The sequence below is a fragment of the Paenibacillus sp. cl123 genome, from assembly GCF_900101595.1.
Classification (GTDB): domain Bacteria; phylum Bacillota; class Bacilli; order Paenibacillales; family NBRC-103111; genus Paenibacillus_G.
In genome coordinates this window covers 67,432-90,454 of record NZ_FMYY01000004.1, presented here as the reverse complement: position 1 = coordinate 90,454, position 23,023 = coordinate 67,432, and the positions used below count along the sequence as shown (strand labels likewise).

Sequence of the window (23,023 nt, the reverse complement as noted above, 5' to 3'; positions counted from 1 at the left end):
GAAACGTACGCTGACCGGCATGATAACATTAGCTGACGATCACCGGCTGAAATTCGATGATTTGACCGGGAGCGAGCCGGGGGTTCAAATAATCCTGCAGGTCGCAGCTGATGAGCCGGACGATCGCGGCTTGCGATGCATTCAGCGGCTGTACCTGCATGGTCACGCCGCCAAGCGATATTTCCATCGTCTGCAGATGGGATGACGGCGGCGGACTGTCGATTCCCTCCCTGACAGCTTCCATAGGCAGCACCGTATAATGAATCATTGCACCATTCCTCCTGCTTGCTGCTGACGCCGGCTCTCGATCAATTCATTGAGCTTGCGGATCGCCTCCCCGACGCCGCCCAAGCTGTCGATCAAGCCATATCTCACGGCATCCGCCCCGATGACGGTAGTCCCGATATCCCTCGTCAGCTCGCCTGTTTTGAACATCAGCTCCTTGAATTTCTCCTCCTCGACCCGCGAATGCCGGGTAACAAAGCGAATGACCCGCTCCTGCATCTTGTCCAGATATTCGAACGTCTGTGGAACCCCGATCACAAGACCGTTCAGACGGATCGGGTGAATGGTCATCGTCGCTGTCTCTGCGATGATGGAATAACTGGCCGAGACGGCGATGGGCACGCCGATGCTATGCCCGCCTCCCAGCACCAGGGTGACGGTCGGCTTGGACAAGGTTGCGATCATCTCCGCTATGGCCAGTCCAGCCTCGACATCGCCTCCTACCGTATTCAGAATGATGAGGACTCCCTCTATCTTCTGATTTTGCTCGGCCGCCACCAGTTGCGGAATCAGATGCTCGTATTTGGTCGTTTTGTTCTGGGGAGGCAGCACGATATGGCCTTCTACCTGGCCGATGATGGTCATGCAGAAGATGTTGGACTCTCCGTTCGGAACGGCAGTCTGGCCAAGCTGCTGTATGGCTTCTACCGCTCCGTTCTTGCGCATCTCTTCCGGCGCCGGATTCACCTGAGGCTGTGCCGGCTGAGGCTGTTGCTCCTGTTTGTCGTTATTGGACATGAATGATCCCCCTCGCCAAAAATCCCAATCTGACTATAGTATGGGTTCGCCCCTGAGGAATATGCGCGCATGCAAAAAGCTTCCCGCAAGCGCGGCGGCAGCCGGCGCGGGAAGCTTCGGTTTTTGTTATAAGGTAAAGGGTCAAGTGACTAATGCGAGTGACTACACTTCCATAATGATAGGAAGAATCATCGGTCTTCTTCTGGTTTGTTCATATAAAAATCGTCCAAGCGCGTCTTTCACATGTGTTTTGAGCGACGCCCACTCATTCACGTTCTCATTCATCAACCGGTGCAGAGTGCTGGTTACAATCCGGTTAGCCTCGTCCAGCAAACCTTCGGATTCTCTCACATAGACAAAGCCTCTGGAGATAATATCCGGTCCGGACAATATTTTCCCGTCCTGCTTGCTGAGCGTTACGACGACGACGAGGATGCCGTCCTGAGACAGCAGCTTGCGGTCTCGAAGCACGATATTTCCTACATCGCCCACACCCAGTCCGTCGATCAGCACATTCCCTGCGGGAACCTTGGAAGCCTTCCGTGCTACGCCGTCCACGATCTCGACCGTCTCACCGTTATCCACGATAAAAATGTCTTCGCGCGGAATACCGACGGATTCGGCCAGCAGTCCGTGCTGACGCAGCATCCGGTATTCGCCGTGAATCGGAATAAAGTACTTAGGCCGCATGATGTTCAGCATAAGCTTGAGTTCTTCCTGGCTGCCATGGCCGGAGACGTGAACCCCGGTGATCGATCCCGGACCGTAGATGACATGTGCGCCAATGCGCATCAGTTCATCTACCGTACGCCCGACATAACGCTCATTGCCCGGGATTGGGGTTGCTGCGATGATAACCGTATCCCCCGGCAAAATGTCGATCTTGCGGTGCGTGGAGCGAGCCATCCGGGTCAAAGCCGACATCGGCTCGCCTTGCGATCCCGTGCAGAGAATGACGACACGGTCGCCGGCCAGCTTGTTGACCTCTTCCGGTTCAATCAGCATGCCGTCCGGAACGTTCAGATAGCCCAGTTCGCTTGCGATAGACACGACATTGACCATGCTGCGTCCGATAACCGTGAGCTTCCGGCGCGTCACCTGGCAAGCGTCAATCACTTGCTGGACCCGGTGAATGTTGGAAGCGAACGTCGCGATAATGACACGCTGCTTCGCTTTGCGGAATACCTCTTCGATCTCGGCGCCCACGCTGCGCTCCGAGCCGGTGTAGCCCGGACGCTCGGAGTTCGTGCTATCCGACAGCAAGGCAAGCACGCCCTGCTGGCCGATGGCCGCCATACGATGAAGATCGGCATACTGCTCGTTTACCGGCGTCTGATCGAACTTGAAGTCTCCCGTGTGAACCACGTTGCCTTCCGGTGTTGCCAGGCATACGCCTACGGAATCCGGAATACTGTGATTCGTCTTGAAGAACGTCGCCGTCATGCAGCCGAGCTTCAGCTCTGAATCCGACGTGATGACGATACGCTTCGTCTCGCCCAGCAGCCCGGCCTCCTTCAGCTTCGTTTCGATCAGGCCAAGCGTAAGGCGCGTCGCAAAGATCGGAACATTCAGGCTCTTCAGCACGTACGGCAAGCCGCCGATGTGATCTTCATGCCCGTGTGTAATCAAAATGCCGCGTACCTTGTCACGATTCTCCAGCAGGTAGGAGATGTCGGGAATGACGATATCAATCCCCAGCATGTCCTCCTCCGGGAACTTCAGACCGCAGTCCACCACCACGATATCATTGGCATACTGCACTACATACATGTTCTTCCCGATCTCGCCCACGCCGCCAAGGGCAAAAATCGTCAATTTATCTATATTTTTCTTAGACAAAGTATTGAAACCTCCTCAAGTTATTTGACGACGATTATTCATATGAACAAACAATCCCATTACTAAACCGCACCAGTCACTTGCCACCATTATACATGAAATTATCTTTACTTTACAAGTAAGCGCCAGGATGCTGCGCTCGCTTGCTCCGATACTGGTTAGAGTATCCCAAAAAAAGAAAACCGATGCCGCGAGCGACACCGATTCATCGAAGACTTCATCCAAGCAGTGAAGCAATGAATTGTCCTTCTTGTTCGGTCACATCCACGAGCGGAAGCCGTACGCCGCCCGCCGTCAGCCCCTTCAGTTTCAAGGCATGTTTGACCGGAGCGGGACTTGGCACACGATGCGGGCAGAAGAACAATCCTCTGAATACCGGCAGAAGCTTGCCGTGCAGTTCGGCCGCTTCTCGTACATTCCCCTGTAAATAGGAGTTTATCATAGATTTCATTTCTTTTCCAATCACATGCGAGGCCACGCTCACAATCCCGTGCGCTCCAACCGCCAATGCCGGCAATGCCGCGCTGTCGTCCCCGCTATACACAAGAAAACCGGATGCCGCGCCGCTCACAATCTGTGTCAGCTGATCCGTGTCGGCGCAGTCCTTGGTTGCCACAATATTCGGGATTTGCGATAAGCGAATCGTTGTATCCGCGTCGATATTGACGCCGGTACGTCCAGGCACGTTGTAAAGGATGACCGGAATGTTCACTGCTTCCGCAATGGCTTTGAAATGCTGGTAAAGCCCTTCCTGAGAAGGTCTGCTGTAATAAGGAGCAACGAGCAGCAGCGCATCGACGCCCCGCTTCTCCGCCTCCTTGGACAAGTGAATCGAATGAGCCGTATCGTAGCTTCCCGTACCGGCGATAATTTTTACCCGCCCGTCGGCCTGCCGAACCGCGGCTTCGAACAATTGCAGCTTCTCCTCCTCGTTCAGCGTCGGGGATTCCCCCGTCGTACCGCAGATGACGAGGCTGTCGCTTTGCTGCTCGTCTATCAAATAGTTGAATATGCGCTCGAATTGCGCCCAATCGATGCTCATTTGCTCATCGAATGGGGTTACCATGGCTGTGATCAATCTTCCGAAATCCACGATTTTTTCCCCCTGACTTGATGATGTGCTATTTATGCAAATTAAACTTGCGGTGCAGCGCTCTCACCGCTTTCGCCATATCCTTGCCTTCTACAAGCGCCCAGATCGTCGTATTGGAGTCGGCCGATTGCAGAATATGAATATCCTCATCGGTCAGAGCCTCGACAATCATAGCCATAATGCCGGGAACGCCGTTCATGCCTCCCCCGATGATCGACACCTTCGCGCAGCCCCCCGTCACGACCGGCGACAAGCCCAAAGCGCCCAATGCGGCCGTTGCCCGGTCCGCCTCATGGTCGAAGACGGTGTACGTAACCCCCGAAGGGTTGACGTTAATAAAGTCCACGCTGATCTTCTCCTGCGCCATCGCCTTGAAGACGCGAAGCTGAAGATCGAAGGCCGCCTTGGGGGCGGTCACGCGAAGCTGCGAGATGCCTGCGACATGAGCGATGCCGGTGACAAACCGGTCATGAACGGCTTCGGCTCCCTTCGACGGATCGGGACGGGTAACCAGCGTCCCCGGCTCCTTGGAGAACGTGGACCGCACCCGTACGGGAATCCCCGCGTGCATGGCCACTTCCACCGCGCGAGGATGGATGACCTTTGCCCCGAGATGAGCCATATTGCATATTTCCGTATAGGAGACGACCTCCAGCGGCTTGGCATCCTGAACGATGCGCGGGTCGGCCGTCAATATCCCGTTCACATCGGTAAATATGTCAACTAGTTCGGCCTTCAGAGCGGCGCCCAGCGCTGTCGCCGACGTATCGCTGCCGCCACGGCCCAGCGTCGTCAAGTCCCCGTTGTCGCATGCGCCTTGGAAGCCGGCCACGATAACGACGCGGCCCTGCCTCAGCTGCTCGATGATCCGGTCCGGCACAACGGACACAATCTGCGCATTGCCGTAATCGTCATTCGTCCTAATGCCGGCTTGAGCGCCGGTAAGCGCCGTGGATTCAATATCCGCGGCTTGCAGCAAGCTGCATAAGGTTGCGGCCGAAATCAGTTCGCCGCAGCCCAGCAGCATATCCCGCTCTCTGGCCGGCAGACGGTCTCCGTTACGGCCGATCCAATCCAATAAGGTATCTGTAGCATAGGGCTCGCCCTTCCGTCCCATAGCCGATACGACGACGACTGGCTTGTATCCTTGTTCGATGGCATCGCGGATATGTTCGATAACATGTGCTCTGGCTTCGGCTGTGGAAAGGGAGGTGCCTCCAAATTTCTGCACCAGGATCTTCACCGGGATCTTCCCCTCTCCTCACGGCTCTATTCAAAAATGAAGCTGGGTATGGCAAGCTGTCTTGAAGCAAAAGCCAGGCTTCCTGCCCGAAGACAGGAAGCCAGACGAAACGGTCCCTTGTTCTAGTTCTGCTCGATCGCGATGTACTCGGCAATCTGTACGGCATTCCAGGCCGCGCCCTTGAGCAGATTGTCGGATACGATCCACAGGTTGAGGGCACGCGGATTGCTCAGGTCGCGGCGCACGCGGCCTACGAACGTGTCGAGCTTGCCGGCTGCTTCTGTCGCGAGCGGATATTCCTGCTCAGCCGGATTGTCCTGCAGGACGAGGCCAGGAGCCGCTGCCAGCAGCTGCTTCACTTCTTCCACGTCGAAATCCGATTTCAGCTCCACATAGACCGATTCCGAGTGACCGTAGACAACCGGGATGCGCACGCATGTAGCGGTAACCTCAAGCGTGTCGTCTCCCATGATTTTCTTCGTCTCGTTGATCATCTTCATCTCTTCGTACGTAAATCCGTTGTCGACAAACTTGTCGATCTGCGGAATCGCGTTGAAGGCGATCTGATGCTTCTTCGGCAGCGAGCCTACCGGCAAAATCTTAGGCTCGACTTCCTGACCGTCGAGCGCTTCGCGGGACTGGCGGAGCATCTCCTGAATCGCGCTCGCCCCGGCTCCCGATACCGCTTGGTACGTGGAGACGATGATGCGCGAGATGCCGTACCGGTCATACAGCGGCTTAAGCGTCTGCACCATCTGGATGGTGGAGCAGTTAGGATTGGCGATTACGCCTTTATGCTCGCTCACTTTATCGATGTTGACCTCAGGGACGACGAGCGGAGTTTCGGGGTCCATCCGGAATGCGCTCGTGTTGTCTACGCAGACGGTCCCGCGGCTGATGGCTTCAGGGATCAGCACCTTGCTCACATCGCCGCCGGCGCTGAACAAGGCGATATCGACGCCTTCGAAAGACTCGGGGGTCGCTTCTTGGACGGTTACTTCCTTGCCTCTAAACGATATCTTGGTGCCTGCCGAACGAGCGGAAGACAGCAGCTTAAGTTCTTGAATGGGGAAATTACGCTCAGCCAGCAAGCGGATAATTTGTTCTCCTACGGCACCTGTTGCCCCTACGACGGCAACGTTAAACAATTTCTGATTCGACATGTAGTTCTCTCCCCTGCGATAAGTAATAAGCGGAATCAATAATTGAAACGTTCGATCAGCATCGGCTGAAGCTGCTTGCCGCCCAGTGCCGCCTCACAAGTTTCCATAATCAGATCCATGCGGGCAACCAGAGAGTTCGGCTTGGCAGTCGGCGCGTCCTGTCCGAACGGGACAAAGTAAATGTTCTTCGTGATCAGCAGCTTGCCGACATTTGTCGCATTGAGCCCAAGTCCGTCATTGGTGGAAATCGCCAGAACGAGCGGACGTTGATTCCGCATCTGCGCCTTGGCCGCCATCAATACGGGGCTTTCGGTCATTGCGTTGGCCAGCTTGCTTGTCGTATTCCCTGTGCAGGGAGCAATCACCATCACGTCCAGGAGCTTGGAAGGACCCAGCGGCTCGGCATCTACAATTGAAGAAATGATATCATTTCCTGTGATCTCTTTCAACTGTTTTTGCCAACTTTCCGAGCTTCCGAAGCGGGTATCGGTCGTCATGATCGTATGGGATACGATTGGCACCACCTTGGCCCCGGCATCTGTGAACCGCTTGATCTGCGGCATAACCTCTTCGAATGTGCAATGCGAGCCTGTCAGCGCAAAGCCCACGGTCACGTTGGACCAATCCATTTATACATTCCCCCTTGACTGTGCTTGCTCCATGATGATGCGGCTGATCGTGTCGGCAATGATCCGTCCGGCCGTCTTCGGCGCGACAATGCCCGGCAATCCGGGAGCGAGCATCGCCTTCACCCCCCGTTTCTCGGCAAACCGAAAATCCGTTCCCCCCGGCTTGGAGGCCAGATCAATAATCAGGGCGCGATGCGGTAGGCTGGCGATAACCTGAGCCGTTACGACTAAAGAGGGAATCGTATTAAATAGAAAGTCCACTCCCGCGGCCCGGCTGATAAGCTCCCTCGTATAGAACGGGTTCATCCCCATCTCGGCGGCCCTGGCAAAATACTCGGGCTTGTTGACCCCCATCGTTACATGCGCGCCCATCCCTTGAAGCGTGCGGGCCAGCGTAATCCCTGTCCGGCCGAAGCCGAGCACCATCGACTCCGAGCTGTGAATCGTAATGTCGGTGTTTTGAATGGCCATCATAATGGCGCCCTCGGCAGTTGGGATCGAGTTGTAGATCGCCACATCGTCGCGGTCGAACAGCTCGACAAGCGCGATGCCCTGGGTGGCGCATAGTTCCCGTAAGTAAGGCTTTGCCATCCCGGTGAAGACGGTGGCATGCTTCGGCAGCGCCGCTATATGTTCTGTGGTCAGACGCAATTCTTTCGAAGAAAACAAGCTATCCACTCGGCCATGGTCGTCGGTTCCTACCGCAGGCAGAATAACCGCATCCATTCCGTTCAGCGCTTCCGGTATGAGCTCCGCCTTGGTGATGCCGCTGAATCCATTTTGCAGATTATCGAATCCTATCAGGGTGACGGAAGCGTCCAGCTCCGAGCATTTGTGAATGACCTCGAGCTGCCTCGCGTCGCCTCCGATCAGGACTGCTTGAATCCCGGTCAGCATGTATTCTCACCTCTTTCTAGTCGCTTTCGATAAGTCATCTTATGCGACTGCCCAGAGATGGGTTCCAATGCGCCGTCCCTGCCCGATTAACGTTTCAAGACATGAGGCCGTGCTGCTTCGGGAGTTCCGCGGTTCCGCTGGAGTCCAGGCAATCCCGCTTCTCGTCATCAGGGGTTGTTGACAAAATGGGCCAGGTTCTTAAAAAACTCTGCGTACGGCACCATGCTTTTGGTGCGTGGGAGGAATGGATATGGGGTTCCAACCGCTCTTGAAGTCGTGTCCAATTGGAATTGATTTAGTAGTAAGGACACGGCTTCAAAGGCGGACGCTTTCGCTTTTCCACCCCACATCCATTCTCTTTGCTCTACCTCGTGCTTCCTTCAACTTCTAAAAGGATCAAACTCAACCCTCTTTTCGGAATTCATAGCCATGTACTCGCTTGCCGTATTCTGGCTGCATGTCGCCACCCACATGCTTCACACGAAAACCGCAGCCACTCCTCCGAATCTCTAGCGGTCATCCAAGTAAAATCACGTACTTAAGAGGCTCTGTTCCGTTACAAATTACGCGCTCTTAACTTTCCGAAACGCAAAAAAAAGCCAGCCTGTACATGTCTATGCACAAAGCTGGCCCCTTTAACGGCTGACTATTTAGTTCCCGTATGACCGAAGCCGCCGGCTCCGCGAACGGTAGCGTCCAACTCCCCGACCTCTTGAAGAACAATATGCGGAACCCGCTGAAACACCATCTGGGCAATCCGTTCCTTCCGCTCGATCGTAAAAGGCTCGGAGCCGTGATTGATCAGCAGCACCTTCACTTCGCCGCGATAGTCCGCATCGACTGTCCCGGGCGAGTTCAAGGTCGTAATCCCATGCTTGAAGGCGAGTCCGCTGCGCGGCCTGATCTGCGCCTCCAGCTCGCCAGGCATCGCCAGCGCGAAGCCCGTCGGAATAAGCTGCCGCTCGCCCGGTGCCAGCACGACGGGCTCAGCCACGGCGGCATACAGATCGAAGCCGCTGGCAAGCTCGGACATTTTAGCCGGGAGCGGCACGTCTTCATTGCCCGGCAGCCGTTTGATTTGAACCTCGTACCGTTCAGACAAGCTGATCCCTCCTGAATCCCTTGAGCGCATCGTCCGTATGTCCGACCATTGCCACGGCAAACGGCACAGACAACAAGCTTGCCGTCAGTTTCTGGATATGCTCCATTTCTACCCGCTCGATCCGGTTGATGATTTCATCGAGGCTGTAATGCTTGCCCAGCATCAACTCGTTTTTGCCGATGCGGTTCATCCGGCTGCTCGTGCTTTCCAGGCTCAGGATCAGGCTTCCCTTCATCTGCTCCTTGCCCTTGCGCAGCTCGGCCGGGGTTAAGCCATGCTCCTTCAGGTCGGCCATCATCTCAAGCGTAACCTTCAGCACCTCCGAGGTTTGCTTGGGAGCCGTGCCCGTATAGATCGTGAACAATCCGCCGTCCTGATAGGACGTATGGTAGGAGTAGACGGAGTAAGCCAGCCCCCGCTTCTCGCGGATTTCCTGGAACAAGCGCGAGCTCATCCCGCCGCCGATCGCATTGTTCAGCAGAATCATCGCATAGAGATTATCGTCGGTTATCGGCAGCCCGGGCAAAGACAAACAGATATGATTTTGTTCCGTCTTCTTCTGGTGATAGGCGAGCTCGCTGTGGAAGCCGAGCGGCTGACGCTCCTCCGGAGCCATAGCCCCCGCAAAGCCATTGAAATGGCGCTCGATTAAGGACATGACATCATCGCCGACATTGCCTGCGATACTGACGACCGTATTCTCAGGCGTGTAATGGGTTTTCATATAATCCCGCAGCGTATCCGAATTCATCCCGGATAAGTTGTCTTCCGTGCCTATGATCGTATAACCTAGCGTATGCTCGCCGAATGCCGCCCTGGCGATCAGATCATGCACCATATCGTCCGGCGTATCTTCGTACATGGAGATTTCTTCGTAGATAACGTTTTTTTCCTTCTCCAGCTCTCCCGGATCAAACACCGAGCGGAAGAACATGTCGGAGAGCACCTCTACCGCCAGCGGCAGATGCTCATCCAATACTTTGCAGTAATAGCAAGTATATTCCTTCGACGTAAAGGCGTTGATATTGCCGCCGATCCCGTCGAATATTTCCGCAATTTCCTTAGCCGAGTATTTCTCGGTTCCTTTGAAGAGCATATGCTCGATAAAATGGGAGATCCCGTTATTTGTTTCTGTCTCGTTGCGCGATCCGGTTTTCACCCAAATCCCGAATGCCACGGAGCGGCATGTCGGAATTTTCTCGATCACAACCCGCAGACCGTTCCCCAAGGTATATTTGTCCAAGCACGGATGCCTCCTCGTTCGTATTCGCTGAAGCCGTCTGCAGCAGCTGCGGCGCCAAGCATAATATTTAGATATTACCATTATTGTCCGGGTGACTCAACCTTCGCCAGCCGCTGCGGGGACAGAATATCGCTGACCGTCCCGAGCTGCAGTCCCTTAGCCCGGATCGAACGGATCATGCCGCTCAGCGCTTCGCTGCTTGAGGCGGTCGGATGCATCAAAATCATAGCGCCCGGCTCTACCCGCGCGCTGACCTTGCGGACGATGGAATCCGCGGGAGGCTTCTTCCAATCAACCGTATCGAGCGTCCATAAAATCGTCTTCAGGCCCAAGCTATGAGCGGCATCCACCGTCGTCTGATTGTAATCCCCGGATGGAGGCGCGAATAGCCCTCCGCTTACGCCTACCTGCTCCTTCAGCAGCTTCTCGGTTTTGACGATTTCCGTCTCATTCTGGGCGCGGGACAAGGTACTCATATTTTTATGCGAATAGGCATGGTTGCCAAGCTCATGCCCTTTCTCCGCAATTTGCCTGGCTGTATCCACATGCTTGGAAAGCCACATCCCGTCCAGAAAAAACGTCGCCCGCACCCCTTCTTTCTCAAGCGTCGCCAGCATCTTCGGCAAGTACTCGTCTCCCCAAGCGACATTGATCATTAGCGCAACAAGCGGTTTGTTCGGATTCCCCTTATAGACCGGATGCGGACCCAATTGCTCCAATGCGACGGCCGGCGGAACTTCCCTGTAAACGAGCGGCGGATTCGCCGGGTAACCTTGCGCCTCCGCCGCAGCCAGCGATTTCTCTATATCAACCTCAAGCCCGTTATATCCGGGAATCGCCTTCCATACCCGGTCGATCTTGGCATCGACAGGCGCGATATAGCGCTTGCGGGCTTCGTCTTGGATATAGGCGGCGGCTTTGTCACGCGGCCCTTCTTCCTGATTGAACACATGGCGGGCCCAGTTTTGCAGCGAATTGGCCGCAGTCGTATCGGCCCGGTAGCCGCCGGCTTCCCTGGCATTGGCGACGAACTGCTCGACGGCCGTCGATTGCTGCAGCAGCAGCAGGACAGCGCCGAGGCTGGAGGCGGCGAACAGCAGCAGCTTTTGATTTTTCCGGTTCATAGTAGAGGTCTCCCGTCCATCCTTGTTTGTCCCATTCATATGTCGCGGCGGACGAATTTAGACCTTGGCCGGGGAGACAGGGAATCCGGGAAGCATGAGCGGGGATTTACTTCGAAGCCGGTTCAGGGGCTTTGCGGCCCCCTGACTTATAACGGCTATAATGACAAAAAAGAGTCAGACAAAATCTGGCTCTTTCTTCGATCAGCAGAAGGCATCCGCCTTCGCTTTATTCAGCTTTTGTTAAGTTTGCGCCGGAGCTGCAGGAGGAGTAAGCAGCACTTTGCGGGAAAGGTTGACGCGGCCTTGGGCGTCGATTTCAGTCACTTTGACCGTAATCTGATCGCCGATCTTCACGACATCCTCGACTTTGGCTACACGTTCGCTCGACAGCTGCGAAATATGAACGAGACCGTCTTTGCCCGGCAAAATTTCGACGAAGGCGCCGAACTTCTCAATCCGTTTGACCGTACCCAGATAAATCTCGCCGACGATCACCTCGCGGACGATTCCTTCGATAATCAAGCGCGCTTTCTCATTCATCTCGCTGTTGGACGAAGCGATAAATACGCGGCCATCCTGCTCGATGTCGATTTTCACGCCGGTCTCTTCAATGATTTTGTTGATGATTTTACCGCCGGCCCCGATCACATCACGGATTTTGTCCGGATTGATCTGCATCGTTACGATCTTAGGCGCATATGGCGACAGTTCGTTTTTCGGCTCGGAGATGCGCTCCATCATTTTACCGAGAATATGCATCCGGCCTTCTTTTGCTTGCTCAAGCGACTGGCTCAAAATCTCACGGTTGATGCCGTCGATCTTGATATCCATCTGGAGCGCGGTCACACCCTTGGCCGTACCCGCCACTTTGAAGTCCATGTCGCCGAGATGATCTTCCATCCCTTGGATATCGGACAAAATGGAGAAATGCTCGCCGTTTTTGATCAATCCCATCGCGATACCCGCTACCGGAGCTTTGATCGGAACGCCTGCATCCATCATGGCAAGTGTGCTTGCGCAAATACTGGCCTGGGAAGTCGAGCCGTTCGACTCAAGCACTTCGGAAACGAGACGAATCGTATAAGGGAACTCCACTTCATTCGGGATAACAGCTTCCAGCGCCCGTGCGCCAAGCGCGCCATGACCGATCTCGCGGCGGCCCGGAGGACGCAGAGGTCTGGCTTCTCCTACGCTGAACGGCGGGAAATTATAGTGATGCATGAAGCGCTTGGACTCTTCCAGATCAATGCCGTCAAGAATCTGCACATCGCCCAGCGCGCCAAGCGTACAAACCGATAACGCCTGCGTCTGGCCGCGTGTAAACAGTCCGGAGCCATGCGTGCGCGGCAGCAGATTGATGTCGCATTCGATCGGGCGAATTTCTTCAAGCGCGCGTCCATCGGGACGAACCTTGTCATGCGTGATCAGGCGGCGTACTTCTTCCTTCACGATATCGTACAGCGTCTCCTTGACATCGTCCATCTTCTCCGGCGTCTCGGCGTATACCGCTACAAAATGCTCCTTCGCTTCCGCATTCACGGCGTCGATCGCATCCTGGCGGGCATGCTTCTCTGGAATTTTAACCGCTTCGACCAGACGGGCCTGGGCAAACTCACGGACAGCCCGATTGACTTCAGCGTCAACCGCATGCAACTTCACTTCCATCTTCGGTCTGCCAACCTGAGCTACAAGCTCTTCCTGCACGGCGACGATCTTCTTGATCTCGTCATGGCCGAACATGATCGCTTCGAGCATCACTTCTTCAGCCACTTCATCTGCGCCGGCTTCCACCATCATAATCGCATCTTTCGTTCCGGCGACGACCAGATGAATATCGCTTTTCTCCGCCTGAGCGAGCGTCGGGTTGATGACGAATTGACCGTCAACTCGTCCGACAATAACGCCGCCGACAGGGCCGCTGAACGGAACATCGGAGATGCTCAGCGCTGCGGATACGCCAATCATAGCCGCCATCTCAGGAGTGCAGTCCTGATCTACGCTCATGACGATAGCCACGACCTGAACGTCGTTGCGGAATCCTTCCGGGAACAACGGACGAATCGGGCGGTCCGTCAAACGGCTGGCCAGGATGGCCTTCTCGCTCGGACGTCCTTCCCGCTTAATAAACCCGCCGGGAATTTTACCTACCGAGTACAGACGTTCCTCGTAGTTCACCGTCAGCGGGAAAAAATCCAAATCCTTCGGCTCGGCGGATGCCGTAACCGTACACAACACAACCGTATCTCCATAGCGGGCGACGACGGCGCCGTTGGCTTGCTTGGCCAGGCGGCCCGTCTCCAGCACGAGCTGTCGGCCGCCAAGCTCCATTTGCACCTTGCTCTCCATAAACAACCTCCTATTATTGGCGTTCGTTCATAACATGTGTCGCGAGGGTTCGCTTATGTATGCCCGTTCGCACGCAAGCTGATCTATTTAACCATTCTGCATAATGGTTAGTATTTCCTTCTTTTTGCGAAAACATTAGCTAATTTAAGCCACAAAGCAAACCGCCCCCATGAAGCCGAAACCTCTGCTTCTCCAAGCGGCAGCTTATGTATATGGACGAGGACAAACGCCTTGCGGCGTCTTCCGGGATTTCAAAAAAAGCAACCCCGAGTCCTGGAGCATCCAAATGACGATGATCTGGAGGCGCCCGAAGGACAAACGTGGTTGCTTTATTTGCGAAGCGCGCGCGATTAGCGGCGCAGACCGAGTTTCTCAATCAGTGCGCTGTAACGCTTAACGTCTTTGTTCTTCAAGTACGTCAGCAGCTTACGGCGTTGACCGACCATTTTGAGCAAACCGCGACGAGAGTGATGGTCTTTCTTGTGGGTTTTCAGGTGAGCTGTCAAGTTCACGATGTTTTCCGTAAGGATCGCGACTTGCACCTCAGGAGAGCCCGTATCGTTCTCGTGAGTTTTGTGTGCGGCAATCAGTTCATGTTTGCGCTCTTGTGTCAATGCCATATTGATTCACCTCCATAAATGTGTTATCCCCGGTAGCCCAGAGACCGTCGGAGTCTCGTTTCTCCACGCTACGGTTTATTCGATGCCGGGCTCTTGGCGAGCGGCCGCTTTACAACGGCTTTTCCGAATCGACAACGTTTCATAGTATAGCATATCGCATGGATAAAAGTAAAATAAAAAGACGCGATTTTTTTAAATAGGTTGGGCAAGCATCCGCCGGGCCGTATCCGCATCCCGAGCAATCTGGCCGATAAGCTCTTGCACCGAGCCGAATCTGCGTTCGGGACGAATAAATTCGATGAGCTTGACCTGTACCGTCTGACCGTAAATATCATCCTCAAAGTCGAATAAATGCGCCTCAAGCGTCGGATGAATGAGCGTTCCTTCAAATGTCGGCTTGACCCCGATATTCATCACGCCGTCATGCCACACCGAGCCGACGAGCACCCGAACGGCATACACGCCGTTGGCCGGCAGCACATACGGATCCTTCAGCAAAATATTCGCTGTCGGAAAGCCGATCGTCCGGCCACGGGCATCGCCGTGTACGACCTCGCCCTCCAGCTGATACGGGCGGCCCAGCAGCTCCGCCGCTTCGCGGGCTTTTCCGTCCTGCAGACACTGCCGAATTCGGGTGCTGCTCACTTTTTCTCCGCCCAGATGAAACGGCCGCACCACCTCGACGGCGAACCTGCCCTTGGCCAGCTCGCACAGCGTATCGGGCGTGCCCGCTCCGCGATATCCGAACCTGAAGTCGAAGCCTACATAAACCGTGTCAAGGTTCAGAGGCACAAGCATATGCTCGACAAATTCCTCCGGGGTCAGCTTCATGAACGATTCATTAAAGTCGACCATATAGGTCACGTCTACTCCAAGCTCGCTTAACACTTCGCGTTTCGTCCAGCGCGGCGTAAGCAGCCTGACATAATGATCCAGACCCAGCACTTGGCGCGGATGCGGATGGAAGGTCATAATCGCGCTGACGGCTCCCAGCTCACGGCTTCGCTTGACGGCGCGCCCGATCACTTCGCAATGTCCGAGATGGACACCGTCGAAATCCCCGATCGCGAGCACTTGCGATTTTTTTCCCGTCCATCGCCCGGCTTCGAGCGGGAACGAGAGCGATACTGTTTGCATCATATCGTTGCGTTCACCTACAATTCGGCATTAAAAGGCTGTCCATCAAGCTTGCTATGGCTCTTGCGAGAATATTTTGACGGCTTGCAGTCCTTGCATCTCCTGATTCCATTCAAACACCCCGACCGCCTGCTCCGCGGGATCGGCGAAGCCGGCAATCCGTCCCAGCTGCTCCGGCGTCAGCTCTTGAAGCCGAGCCAGCTGCGCGGCATTCAGCCGCACTCGCTGTCCCTGCCTGGCTCTAAGCGTCTGCTCCGCGGATAAGCATACCGACGGAAGATGCCGGAGCGCCTCCTCGATGGGGATCAGCTTCTCGGGCAAGCTTCCGGCGGCTGCCAGCTCCTGCACATCCTCCAGGGTAAGACATTGTTCCCGGGTCATGCTGCCTGTAGAGGTGCGGACAAGCTCGCCCATCACGGCAGGCACACCCAGAGACTTGCCGATATCGGCGCAAAGCGTGCGGATATAGGTCCCTTTGGAGCAGAGCACGCGAAAGCGGATCGTCGGATACTCAACGTCCCAGTCCGTTTCCAGCACCGCGATGCTGTGGATGGTCACCTGCCGGGACTGGCGTTCGACCTCCAGCCCTTGGCGGGCCAGCTCATACAGGCGCTTGCCCTCCACCTTGACGGCGGAATACATCGGCGGCACCTGCTCGATCTCTCCGATAAAATGACGAACCGCTTCGGCCGCCGCTTCCGGCGATACCCGCTCCTTAACCGTTTCGTCCTTGTCAAGCACCGTTCCGGTCAAATCTTCCGTATCCGTACGGAGTCCGAGCCACAAACAGGCTTCATATTCCTTAGGCAAGTCCTGAATATATTCGACAACACGGGTCGCCTTCCCGATACATAAAGGGAGCACGCCGGTCACCATCGGATCAAGCGTACCCGTATGACCGATACGTTTGATCTTCAGGATACGGCGCGCCTTGGCAACAACATCATGAGATGTATATCCTTTGGGCTTCCATATCGGCAAAATACCGTCCAGCGTCATCCTAGCGCACTCCCAACTTCCCGAACTACCCGGTCGATCGCCTCCTGCAGAGTGCCTTCGACCGTACAGCCGGCCGCTCTGATATGGCCGCCGCCGCCAAAGCGCTGGGCAATCTCCGCCACATTCGCTTCGCCGCCGGAACGCAGGCTGACCTTAACGACCCCGGGGGTTTTCTCCTTGAAGAGCATGCCTACCTGAACGCCCTCCACATTGCGGGCATAATTCACAAGCCCGTCCATATCCTCGCTTGCCGCGCCCGACGCCCGCAGCTGATCCGACGATACCGACAGCCAGGCAACGCGTTTATCATGGGCGAAGCAAAGCGTATTCAGGCTGGACTTAAGCAGCGTAACCTGGGGAAAAGTCATCGTCTCCAGCAGCTTCTCCGCAAGCTCATGACCCTGCACGCCGCGGCTGAGCAAGTCGGCCGCAATACTCATCACCTTCGGCGAAGTGTTCGAATATCGGAACCCGCCGGTATCCGTCAACAACCCTGAATAAATACATACATTCCAGGCATCGGAGCATGCAAGCCCCATCTCCTCAGCCAGATCGTACAGCACTTCGACCGTGGCCGCGGCATCCGCTCTCACCAGATTGACGGCGCCGAATAAATCATTGGTAGCGTGATGATCGACGTTCAGCAGCTCGAATTCGTGAGCAAAGCAGCCGCTCACCTTCCCGATCCTGTCGAAATCAGCGCAATCCACGGCAATAACTGCGGCGAACTTTCTCTCCGGCGGCGTCTTTTCAAAATTCAAGATGGGATGCGGCCCGGCCATATATAAATATTTGGAAGGCATGCTGCCTTCGTTGATCAACGTAAATTGCTTGCCGAGCGTATGCAGCATCCAGGCAACGCCGAACGTCGACCCTGCGGCATCCCCGTCCGGCTGGACGTGGGATACCACCAGAAAGTCGTCGTGCTTGCGGATGAATTCGGCTGCCGCCCGAAGCTGAACGGCGTATTCCGCATTCATCATGCGTTGGATTCCCCTTCATTAATCTGATGAAGAATCGACTGGATTTTGGAGCCGTAATCAATGGACGCGTCAAACTTGAACTGCAGATCCGGAATTTTGCGAATTCGGATCCGCTTGCCGAGCTCCGAGCGGATGAAGCCGGAGCTTCTGCCCAGCGCCTTCAGCGTCTCCTCACGCTGCTCGTCAGTTCCGAGCACGCTCAGATACACCTTGGCTTGCGAATAATCGTTCGTGACATCGACACCGGTCACGGTAATAAACCCGATTCGCGGATCCTTCAGCTCAGATTGAATAATCTGGCTGATCTCTTTCTTGATTTGCTCGCCAACTCGACCAACGCGAATTTTAGCCATAGCGAATCACCTCTTATCTCTCTACAGTCTCCATGACGAAGGCTTCAATAATGTCCCCTTCTCTAATATCGTTGAATTTCTCTACAGATATACCGCACTCGTACCCTTGGGACACTTCTTTTACATCGTCCTTGAAGCGCTTGAGCGAGTCTACCTTGCCCGTAAATACAACGATACCGCCGCGGATCACGCGAAGCTCCGCGCTCCGGTTGATTTTGCCCGAGGTAATCATGCAGCCTGCGATCGTGCCGACCTTCGATACCTTGAAAATATTGCGGACCTCGGCTTGACCGATGACCACTTCTTTATAAGTCGGATCAAGCAAGCCCTTCATAGCCGCTTCGATCTCTTCCATCACCTTGTAAATGATGCTGTGCAGACGGATGTCGACCTTCTCTTGATCCGCCGTGTTTTTCGCTTGAGGCTCGGGACGAACGTTGAACCCGATCACGATCGCATTGGAAGCCGAAGCCAAAATAACGTCCGATTCGGTAACTGCGCCTACCCCGCTAAGCAGGATTTTGACGCGAGCGCCCTCTACATCGATTTTTTCGAGCGAGCCTTTCAACGCTTCCGCGGAGCCTTGAACGTCCGCTTTGATGATTACGTTCAGATCCTTGATCTCGCCTTCCTTGATCTGCTTATACAGATCGTCCAGCGTGACGCGGGAATTCGCGCCCATCTCGGACTGACGCAGCGTAATCGTACGTTTATCCGCGATCGCTCTGGCTTTGCGCTCATCCTCGAACACGAGGAATGGATCGCCCGCCTGCGGAACCTCCGTCATCCCGGTAATTTCGACCGGTGTGGATGGTCCGGCTTCCTTGAGCTTCTTGCCTTTATCGTTGACCATGGCACGTACGCGGCCGAAATGAACACCGGCTACGAAGCTGTCGCCCACTTTCAGCGTACCGTGCTGAATCAGAACCCGTGCAACAGGTCCTTTGCCTTTATCCAGCTCGGCCTCGATGACCGTACCTCTGGCCCGTTTGTTCGGGTTGGCCTTATACTCCTGTACCTCGGATACGAGCAGAATCATGTCGAGCAGATTCTCAAGCCCGATCCGCTGCTTGGCGGAAATGTTGCAGAAAATCGTGTCTCCGCCCCACTCCTCCGGCACCAGCTCATAAGCGGTCAATTCTTGCTTGATATGATCCGGGTTGGCATCCGGCTTGTCGATTTTGTTAACCGCCACGATAATCGGCACCTTAGCCGCTTTGGCATGGGCGATAGCTTCGATCGTCTGCGGCATAACGCCGTCATCCGCCGCTACGACAATGATCGTAATGTCGGTTACTTGTGCGCCGCGGGCACGCATCGATGTGAAAGCTTCGTGGCCCGGGGTGTCGAGGAACGTAATTTTCTTGCCGTTCGTTTCGACTTGATAAGCACCGATATGCTGCGTGATGCCGCCTGCTTCGCCTTCACTAACGTTCGTTTTGCGGATGGCATCCAGCAAAGTCGTCTTACCATGGTCGACGTGACCCATGATCGTAACAACCGGCGGACGCTCCATCAGATCCTCGTCCTCGTCCTTCTCTTCGAAGTTCTCGAACTTGTCTTCTTCGACCGGAATTTTCAGCTCGACTTCAACGCCGTAGTCGGAAGCAAGCAGGTGGATGGCATCCAAATCCAGCTCTTGGTTAATAGTAGCCATGACGCCAAGGAACAACAGCTTCTTAATAACTTCGGAAGCATCCTTGTGCAGCGATTTGGCAAGCTCGCCGACAGTCATCGTACCGCGTACGATAATTTTCTTCGGCGTGTTGTCAATTTTCGGCTTAGGTGGCTCCGCATTGTACCGGCCGCCTTTGCCTTGTGCGCGGCCTCTGTTGCCGGGGCCTTTGCCGCCCGGTCTATTGTCGTCAAACCGTCTTTGACCCGGTCTGGACGGTTTCTTTCCTGCTTTGTCCAGATCATTATCGATATTGGACGCATTCGGTCTCGTCGAGCCGCCTGGTGCAGGACGGCCGCCTTGTCCGCGACGATTATCGGATCGCTGTCCTTGAGCTCCGCCTGCCGCACCGCCGCCGCCTGCCGGACGGCTTCCTTGGCTGCCTCCGCCGAACGAGCCTTGACCGCCTCCGCCGCGATTAAAGCCGCCTTGGCTGCCTTGGCCGCCCGGACGATTTTGCCCGCCGCCTTGACCGCTTCCGCCGCCGCGATTAAAGCCGCCTCCTTGGCCTTGACCGCTTGGACGATTTTGTCCGCCGCCCTGACCGCCCTGGCCGCCTTGGCGATAACCGCCTCCGCCTCCTTGACCTTGGCCGCTCGGACGACTTTGTCCGCCGCCTTGACCGCCCTGACGATAACCGCCGCCTCCGCCTTGACCTTGGCCGCTCGGACGGTTTTGCCCGCCGCCCTGACCGCCTTGGCGATAACCGCCGCCTCCTTGGCCTTGGCTTTGTCCGCCTTGACGGTAGCCTCCGCCTCCTTGGCCTCCGCCGGACCGGCCTTGACCTTGGCCGCCTTGGCCCTGGCTTTGCCCGCCGCCTTGCGGACGCTCGTTAGTTTGACCTTGCGGTCTTTCTTCCTGCTGCTCGCTGCTCTTAGGAGCTGCGGATTGGACTTGCTGACTGCCGGAAGCGCGCTGCTCCGGTTTAGGTTGTACGGCTACGGTTTGTTGTTTCGACTGATTAGTAATACTTGCACCTCTTTCTGACGGTTTGGATCCATGTCCCGCTCCGCCTTCACGTTTCGCTGCTGCGTTAGCTTTAATGTCTTTGAAAAATTTCTCTACACTATTCACCGCATCGTTCTCCATTACGCTCATATGGTTGTTGACCGGGAGTCCCAGCCTTTTCAAAATGGTGATGATCTCTTTACTGCTCATGCTCAAGGATTTTGCATACTCGTAAACTCTGAGTTTATCTTTATTATTGTCCTGTTTTGTCAATACAGTCCACCTCCGAGCTTTTTTTACGGCTTCAGCAGCAGTCGTGCAAATCCCCCATCGGCAACGGCGACGACAACCCGCATTTCTTTCCCTATACTGCCCCCGAGCTGTTCCCGGCTGCCGTATTGATGAATAGGAACTTGATAATGACTGCATTTATCGGTTATCTTCTTAAGCGTACCAGCGGAAGCGTCCTCGGCCACAATGACCAGCTTAGCTTCCCCGCTGCGGATCGACTCGATGACAGCCTCTTCGCCGGTAATGACCTTGCCGGCGCGCATCGCAAGACCTAGATTGGAAAAAAAACGGTTATTCATCGTCATCCTCATCTGCCGATTGTTTCCCGGCTATAAACTCGTCTTCGACTTTAATAAAATCCTGCTCCAAAGCATCGTAGATGTCCGGACTAACCTGCGCTTTCAGCGCCCGGTCCAGCGCTCGCGACTTCTTCGCGAGCTTGAAACAAGACTGCTTGCCGCACAGATAGGCCCCTCGGCCAGCCTTCTTGCCGGTCAGATCGATGAGCAGCTCGCCGGCCGGGGTTTTGACAACACGGATCAGCTCCCGCTTCGGCATCATCTGCTGGCATGCCACGCACTTGCGCAGCGGCGTTTTTCTCGGCTTCATCGCTAATCCCCCCTAAGGCTTATATAATCCGCAACTAATCGATCTAATCGATGCTGACCGAATCCTGATGCATTTCCTCCGCATATGTCTTCGGACGGCCAAACTCCTGCTCGGCTTGCGTCTCGCTCTTGATATCGATCTTCCATCCGGTCAGCTTCGCGGCCAGCCGCGCATTCTGACCCTTGATCCCGATCGCCAGCGACAGCTGGTAATCCGGTACGATAACGCGGGCCATCTTCTCGGCTTCGAACACCTGCACCTCGATGACCTTGGAAGGACTGAGCGCGTTCGCTACGTATTCGTCAACGCTTTCCACCCACCGCACGATATCGATCTTCTCGCCTTTCAGCTCGCCGACAATCGTCTGCACGCGCATGCCCTTCGGGCCGACGCAGGAGCCGACCGGGTCAACCTCACTGTTGCGGGAGTGAACGGCGATCTTCGAGCGGAAGCCGGCTTCTCTGGCCACGGAGCGAATCTCGACGACGCCTTGAAAAATTTCCGGCACCTCAAGCTCAAACAACCGCTTCAATAACCCCGGATGCGTACGCGAGAGGATGATTTGCGGCCCTTTGGTTGTGTTCTCGACTTTGGTAATATAGGCCTTCACGCGGTCGCCCTGCTTGAACTTGTCGGTCGGCATCAGCTCGGTGAGCGGCATCACCGCTTCGATCTTACCCAAATCGATATACAGGTTGCGCTGATCTTGGCGCTGTACGATCCCGTTGACAATGTCTTCCTCTTTGTCCACATAGGCGTTGTAGATCAGGCCGCGTTCCGCTTCGCGGATGCGCTGGGTTACGACCTGCTTCGCCGTTTGCGCGGCAATGCGGCCGAAATCTCGCGGAGTGACTTCGATCTCCACGATATCGTTTAATTGGTAGTTCTGATTCATCTCTCTGGCAGCGAACAACGAAATCTCGAGACGGGCGTCGAGCACTTCCTCCACGACGGTTTTGCGCGCGTACACCTTGATCAAGCCGGTATGCCGGTTGATGTCGACGCGGACATTTTGCGCCGTGTTGAAATTGCGCTTATAGCCGGAGATCAGGGCTGCTTCGATGGCATCGATCAGCAGCTCCTTGGCGATGCCCTTCTCGCGTTCGATTTCGTTCAACGCTTCGATAAAATCCATATTCATTTGTTTGGAGTTCCCCCTCTCATAAAATACGAAGCCCGAAATCGGGCGTCTTAGCTAAAACTTGATGGCCAGTCTCGCGCTGGCGACTTTGGCCGCGGGCAGCCGGTGCTTCTTCTTGCCGACCTCAACCTCGACAGCCGTCTCATCGTAAAACGTAAGCGTGCCTTCGAACTCCTTCAAGCCGTCGATAGGCTCGTAGGTTGTTATAAAAACATGCTGGCCGACGGCGCGGCTGTAATCCTGCGGCTTGCGAAGCGGCCGTTCCGCCCCGGGCGAGGATACTTCAAGAAAATAAGCGTCGGGAATCGGATCTTGCTCATCCAGTCTGGCGCTCAAATATTCGCTGATGCGCCCGCAGTCGTCGATGTCGATGCCGCCTTCCTTATCGCAATACACCCGCAGGAACCAGTTCCCGCCTTCTTTTACGTATTCGATGTCGACCAGCTCGAACTGGTTCTCGTCCAGGTACGGACGCACCAGCGCCTCCACAGCCGATTTGATCTGATTGCTCAAACGCGTTATCCTCCTGTTCCCTCATAAAACGAGTCTCCGAAAACACTCATAC

22 protein-coding genes are annotated in these 23,023 nt (G+C 55.4%); all 22 read right to left on the bottom strand.

Annotated features, from left to right (window positions below; all coding sequences use genetic code 11):
* Positions 1–28: 28 nt before the first annotated feature.
* The 22 genes from BLR08_RS09555 to rimP all read right to left on the bottom strand — a co-directional run bounded on the left by BLR08_RS09555 (position 29) and on the right by rimP (position 22,971).
* Positions 29–268: a YlzJ-like family protein gene (locus tag BLR08_RS09555; RefSeq protein ID WP_072328984.1), complete on the bottom strand. Its 240-nt coding sequence runs from the start codon at positions 266–268 to the stop codon at positions 29–31.
* The gene (locus BLR08_RS09550; RefSeq protein ID WP_072328983.1) at positions 265–1,023 is read right to left on the bottom strand and encodes a ClpP family protease; all 759 of its coding nucleotides are present in this window, start codon (positions 1,021–1,023) and stop codon (positions 265–267) included. The genes BLR08_RS09555 and BLR08_RS09550 overlap by 4 nt, the downstream gene beginning before the upstream one ends.
* Before the next feature lie 162 nt (positions 1,024–1,185).
* Positions 1,186–2,862, bottom strand: coding sequence for a ribonuclease J (locus tag BLR08_RS09545; RefSeq protein ID WP_072328982.1), 1,677 nt, complete (start codon positions 2,860–2,862; stop codon positions 1,186–1,188).
* 217 nt (positions 2,863–3,079) lie between these two features.
* Complete coding sequence (dapA, locus tag BLR08_RS09540) at positions 3,080–3,955, bottom strand: 4-hydroxy-tetrahydrodipicolinate synthase (RefSeq protein ID WP_072328981.1); 876 nt, start codon at positions 3,953–3,955, stop codon at positions 3,080–3,082.
* 28 nt (positions 3,956–3,983) lie between these two features.
* Positions 3,984–5,198, bottom strand: coding sequence for an aspartate kinase (gene dapG, locus BLR08_RS09535; RefSeq protein WP_072328980.1), 1,215 nt, complete (start codon positions 5,196–5,198; stop codon positions 3,984–3,986).
* Positions 5,199–5,320: 122 nt separating this feature from the next.
* Positions 5,321–6,361, bottom strand: a complete 1,041-nt coding sequence (locus BLR08_RS09530; protein ID WP_072328979.1) for an aspartate-semialdehyde dehydrogenase — start codon at positions 6,359–6,361, stop codon at positions 5,321–5,323.
* Positions 6,362–6,396: 35 nt separating this feature from the next.
* Entirely contained in the window at positions 6,397–6,990 is a 594-nt protein-coding gene (locus BLR08_RS09525; protein ID WP_072328978.1) for a dipicolinate synthase subunit B, read from the bottom strand.
* Positions 6,991–7,887 (bottom strand): dipicolinate synthase subunit DpsA, encoded by an 897-nt coding sequence (gene dpsA / locus BLR08_RS09520; protein WP_072328977.1) that lies wholly within the window; start codon positions 7,885–7,887, stop codon positions 6,991–6,993.
* Positions 7,888–8,533: 646 nt separating this feature from the next.
* The gene (gene dut / locus BLR08_RS09515) at positions 8,534–9,019 is read right to left on the bottom strand and encodes a dUTP diphosphatase (RefSeq protein WP_072328976.1); all 486 of its coding nucleotides are present in this window, start codon (positions 9,017–9,019) and stop codon (positions 8,534–8,536) included.
* A complete protein-coding gene (locus BLR08_RS09510; protein WP_072328975.1) occupies positions 8,982–10,232 on the bottom strand; it encodes a M16 family metallopeptidase in 1,251 nt (416 codons plus the stop codon). Before BLR08_RS09510 ends, dut begins: the two co-directional genes overlap by 38 nt.
* Positions 10,233–10,312: 80 nt before the next feature.
* Complete coding sequence (locus BLR08_RS09505) at positions 10,313–11,356, bottom strand: polysaccharide deacetylase family protein (RefSeq protein WP_072328974.1); 1,044 nt, start codon at positions 11,354–11,356, stop codon at positions 10,313–10,315.
* 240 nt (positions 11,357–11,596) lie between these two features.
* A complete protein-coding gene (gene pnp / locus BLR08_RS09500) occupies positions 11,597–13,702 on the bottom strand; it encodes a polyribonucleotide nucleotidyltransferase (RefSeq protein WP_072328973.1) in 2,106 nt (701 codons plus the stop codon).
* Positions 13,703–14,052: 350 nt separating this feature from the next.
* Complete coding sequence (rpsO, locus tag BLR08_RS09495) at positions 14,053–14,322, bottom strand: 30S ribosomal protein S15 (RefSeq protein WP_072328972.1); 270 nt, start codon at positions 14,320–14,322, stop codon at positions 14,053–14,055.
* Between the two features lie 192 nt (positions 14,323–14,514).
* Entirely contained in the window at positions 14,515–15,459 is a 945-nt protein-coding gene (locus BLR08_RS09490; RefSeq protein WP_176835480.1) for a bifunctional riboflavin kinase/FAD synthetase, read from the bottom strand.
* A 54-nt stretch (positions 15,460–15,513) separates the two neighbouring features.
* On the bottom strand, positions 15,514–16,458 hold the full coding sequence (gene truB / locus BLR08_RS09485; RefSeq protein ID WP_072328970.1) for a tRNA pseudouridine(55) synthase TruB: 945 nt from the start codon (positions 16,456–16,458) through the stop codon (positions 15,514–15,516).
* Positions 16,455–17,441, bottom strand: a complete 987-nt coding sequence (locus BLR08_RS09480; RefSeq protein ID WP_072328969.1) for a DHH family phosphoesterase — start codon at positions 17,439–17,441, stop codon at positions 16,455–16,457. The genes truB and BLR08_RS09480 overlap by 4 nt, the downstream gene beginning before the upstream one ends.
* Positions 17,438–17,794 carry a 30S ribosome-binding factor RbfA gene (gene rbfA, locus BLR08_RS09475; RefSeq protein WP_072328968.1) on the bottom strand — a complete coding sequence of 119 codons (357 nt, stop codon included), beginning with the start codon at positions 17,792–17,794 and terminating at the stop codon, positions 17,438–17,440. The genes BLR08_RS09480 and rbfA overlap by 4 nt, the downstream gene beginning before the upstream one ends.
* A gap of 13 nt (positions 17,795–17,807) precedes the next feature.
* Positions 17,808–20,690, bottom strand: a complete 2,883-nt coding sequence (gene infB, locus BLR08_RS09470) for a translation initiation factor IF-2 (RefSeq protein ID WP_072328967.1) — start codon at positions 20,688–20,690, stop codon at positions 17,808–17,810.
* Between the two features lie 23 nt (positions 20,691–20,713).
* Complete coding sequence (locus BLR08_RS09465) at positions 20,714–21,013, bottom strand: YlxQ family RNA-binding protein (RefSeq protein ID WP_072329215.1); 300 nt, start codon at positions 21,011–21,013, stop codon at positions 20,714–20,716.
* Complete coding sequence (gene rnpM, locus BLR08_RS09460; protein WP_072328966.1) at positions 21,000–21,317, bottom strand: RNase P modulator RnpM; 318 nt, start codon at positions 21,315–21,317, stop codon at positions 21,000–21,002. Before rnpM ends, BLR08_RS09465 begins: the two co-directional genes overlap by 14 nt.
* 43 nt (positions 21,318–21,360) lie before the next feature.
* Positions 21,361–22,458 carry a transcription termination factor NusA gene (gene nusA / locus BLR08_RS09455; protein ID WP_072328965.1) on the bottom strand — a complete coding sequence of 366 codons (1,098 nt, stop codon included), beginning with the start codon at positions 22,456–22,458 and terminating at the stop codon, positions 21,361–21,363.
* A 54-nt stretch (positions 22,459–22,512) separates the two neighbouring features.
* Entirely contained in the window at positions 22,513–22,971 is a 459-nt protein-coding gene (gene rimP, locus BLR08_RS09450) for a ribosome maturation factor RimP (protein WP_072328964.1), read from the bottom strand.
* Between the last annotated feature and the right edge of the window lie 52 nt (positions 22,972–23,023).

What these genes read in the sequence shown, in the direction of transcription:
- truB (WP_072328970.1), bottom strand. Translation starts at nt 16,458, where the DNA reads ATGACGCTGGACGGTATTTTGCCGATATGGAAGCCCAAAGGATATACA.
- pnp (WP_072328973.1), bottom strand. Translation starts at nt 13,702, where the DNA reads ATGGAGAGCAAGGTGCAAATGGAGCTTGGCGGCCGACAGCTCGTGCTG.
- BLR08_RS09550 (WP_072328983.1), bottom strand. Translation starts at nt 1,023, where the DNA reads ATGTCCAATAACGACAAACAGGAGCAACAGCCTCAGCCGGCACAGCCT.
- BLR08_RS09555 (WP_072328984.1), bottom strand. Translation starts at nt 268, where the DNA reads ATGATTCATTATACGGTGCTGCCTATGGAAGCTGTCAGGGAGGGAATC.
- dut (WP_072328976.1), bottom strand. Translation starts at nt 9,019, where the DNA reads ATGCGCTCAAGGGATTCAGGAGGGATCAGCTTGTCTGAACGGTACGAG.
- nusA (WP_072328965.1), bottom strand. Translation starts at nt 22,458, where the DNA reads ATGAATATGGATTTTATCGAAGCGTTGAACGAAATCGAACGCGAGAAG.
- rnpM (WP_072328966.1), bottom strand. Translation starts at nt 21,317, where the DNA reads ATGAAGCCGAGAAAAACGCCGCTGCGCAAGTGCGTGGCATGCCAGCAG.
- BLR08_RS09530 (WP_072328979.1), bottom strand. Translation starts at nt 6,361, where the DNA reads ATGTCGAATCAGAAATTGTTTAACGTTGCCGTCGTAGGGGCAACAGGT.
- rpsO (WP_072328972.1), bottom strand. Translation starts at nt 14,322, where the DNA reads ATGGCATTGACACAAGAGCGCAAACATGAACTGATTGCCGCACACAAA.
- BLR08_RS09490 (WP_176835480.1), bottom strand. Translation starts at nt 15,459, where the DNA reads ATGCAAACAGTATCGCTCTCGTTCCCGCTCGAAGCCGGGCGATGGACG.
- BLR08_RS09525 (WP_072328978.1), bottom strand. Translation starts at nt 6,990, where the DNA reads ATGGATTGGTCCAACGTGACCGTGGGCTTTGCGCTGACAGGCTCGCAT.
- BLR08_RS09480 (WP_072328969.1), bottom strand. Translation starts at nt 17,441, where the DNA reads ATGATGAATGCGGAATACGCCGTTCAGCTTCGGGCGGCAGCCGAATTC.
- rbfA (WP_072328968.1), bottom strand. Translation starts at nt 17,794, where the DNA reads ATGGCTAAAATTCGCGTTGGTCGAGTTGGCGAGCAAATCAAGAAAGAG.
- BLR08_RS09505 (WP_072328974.1), bottom strand. Translation starts at nt 11,356, where the DNA reads ATGAACCGGAAAAATCAAAAGCTGCTGCTGTTCGCCGCCTCCAGCCTC.
- dpsA (WP_072328977.1), bottom strand. Translation starts at nt 7,887, where the DNA reads ATGCTGACCGGGATTCAAGCAGTCCTGATCGGAGGCGACGCGAGGCAG.
- BLR08_RS09465 (WP_072329215.1), bottom strand. Translation starts at nt 21,013, where the DNA reads ATGACGATGAATAACCGTTTTTTTTCCAATCTAGGTCTTGCGATGCGC.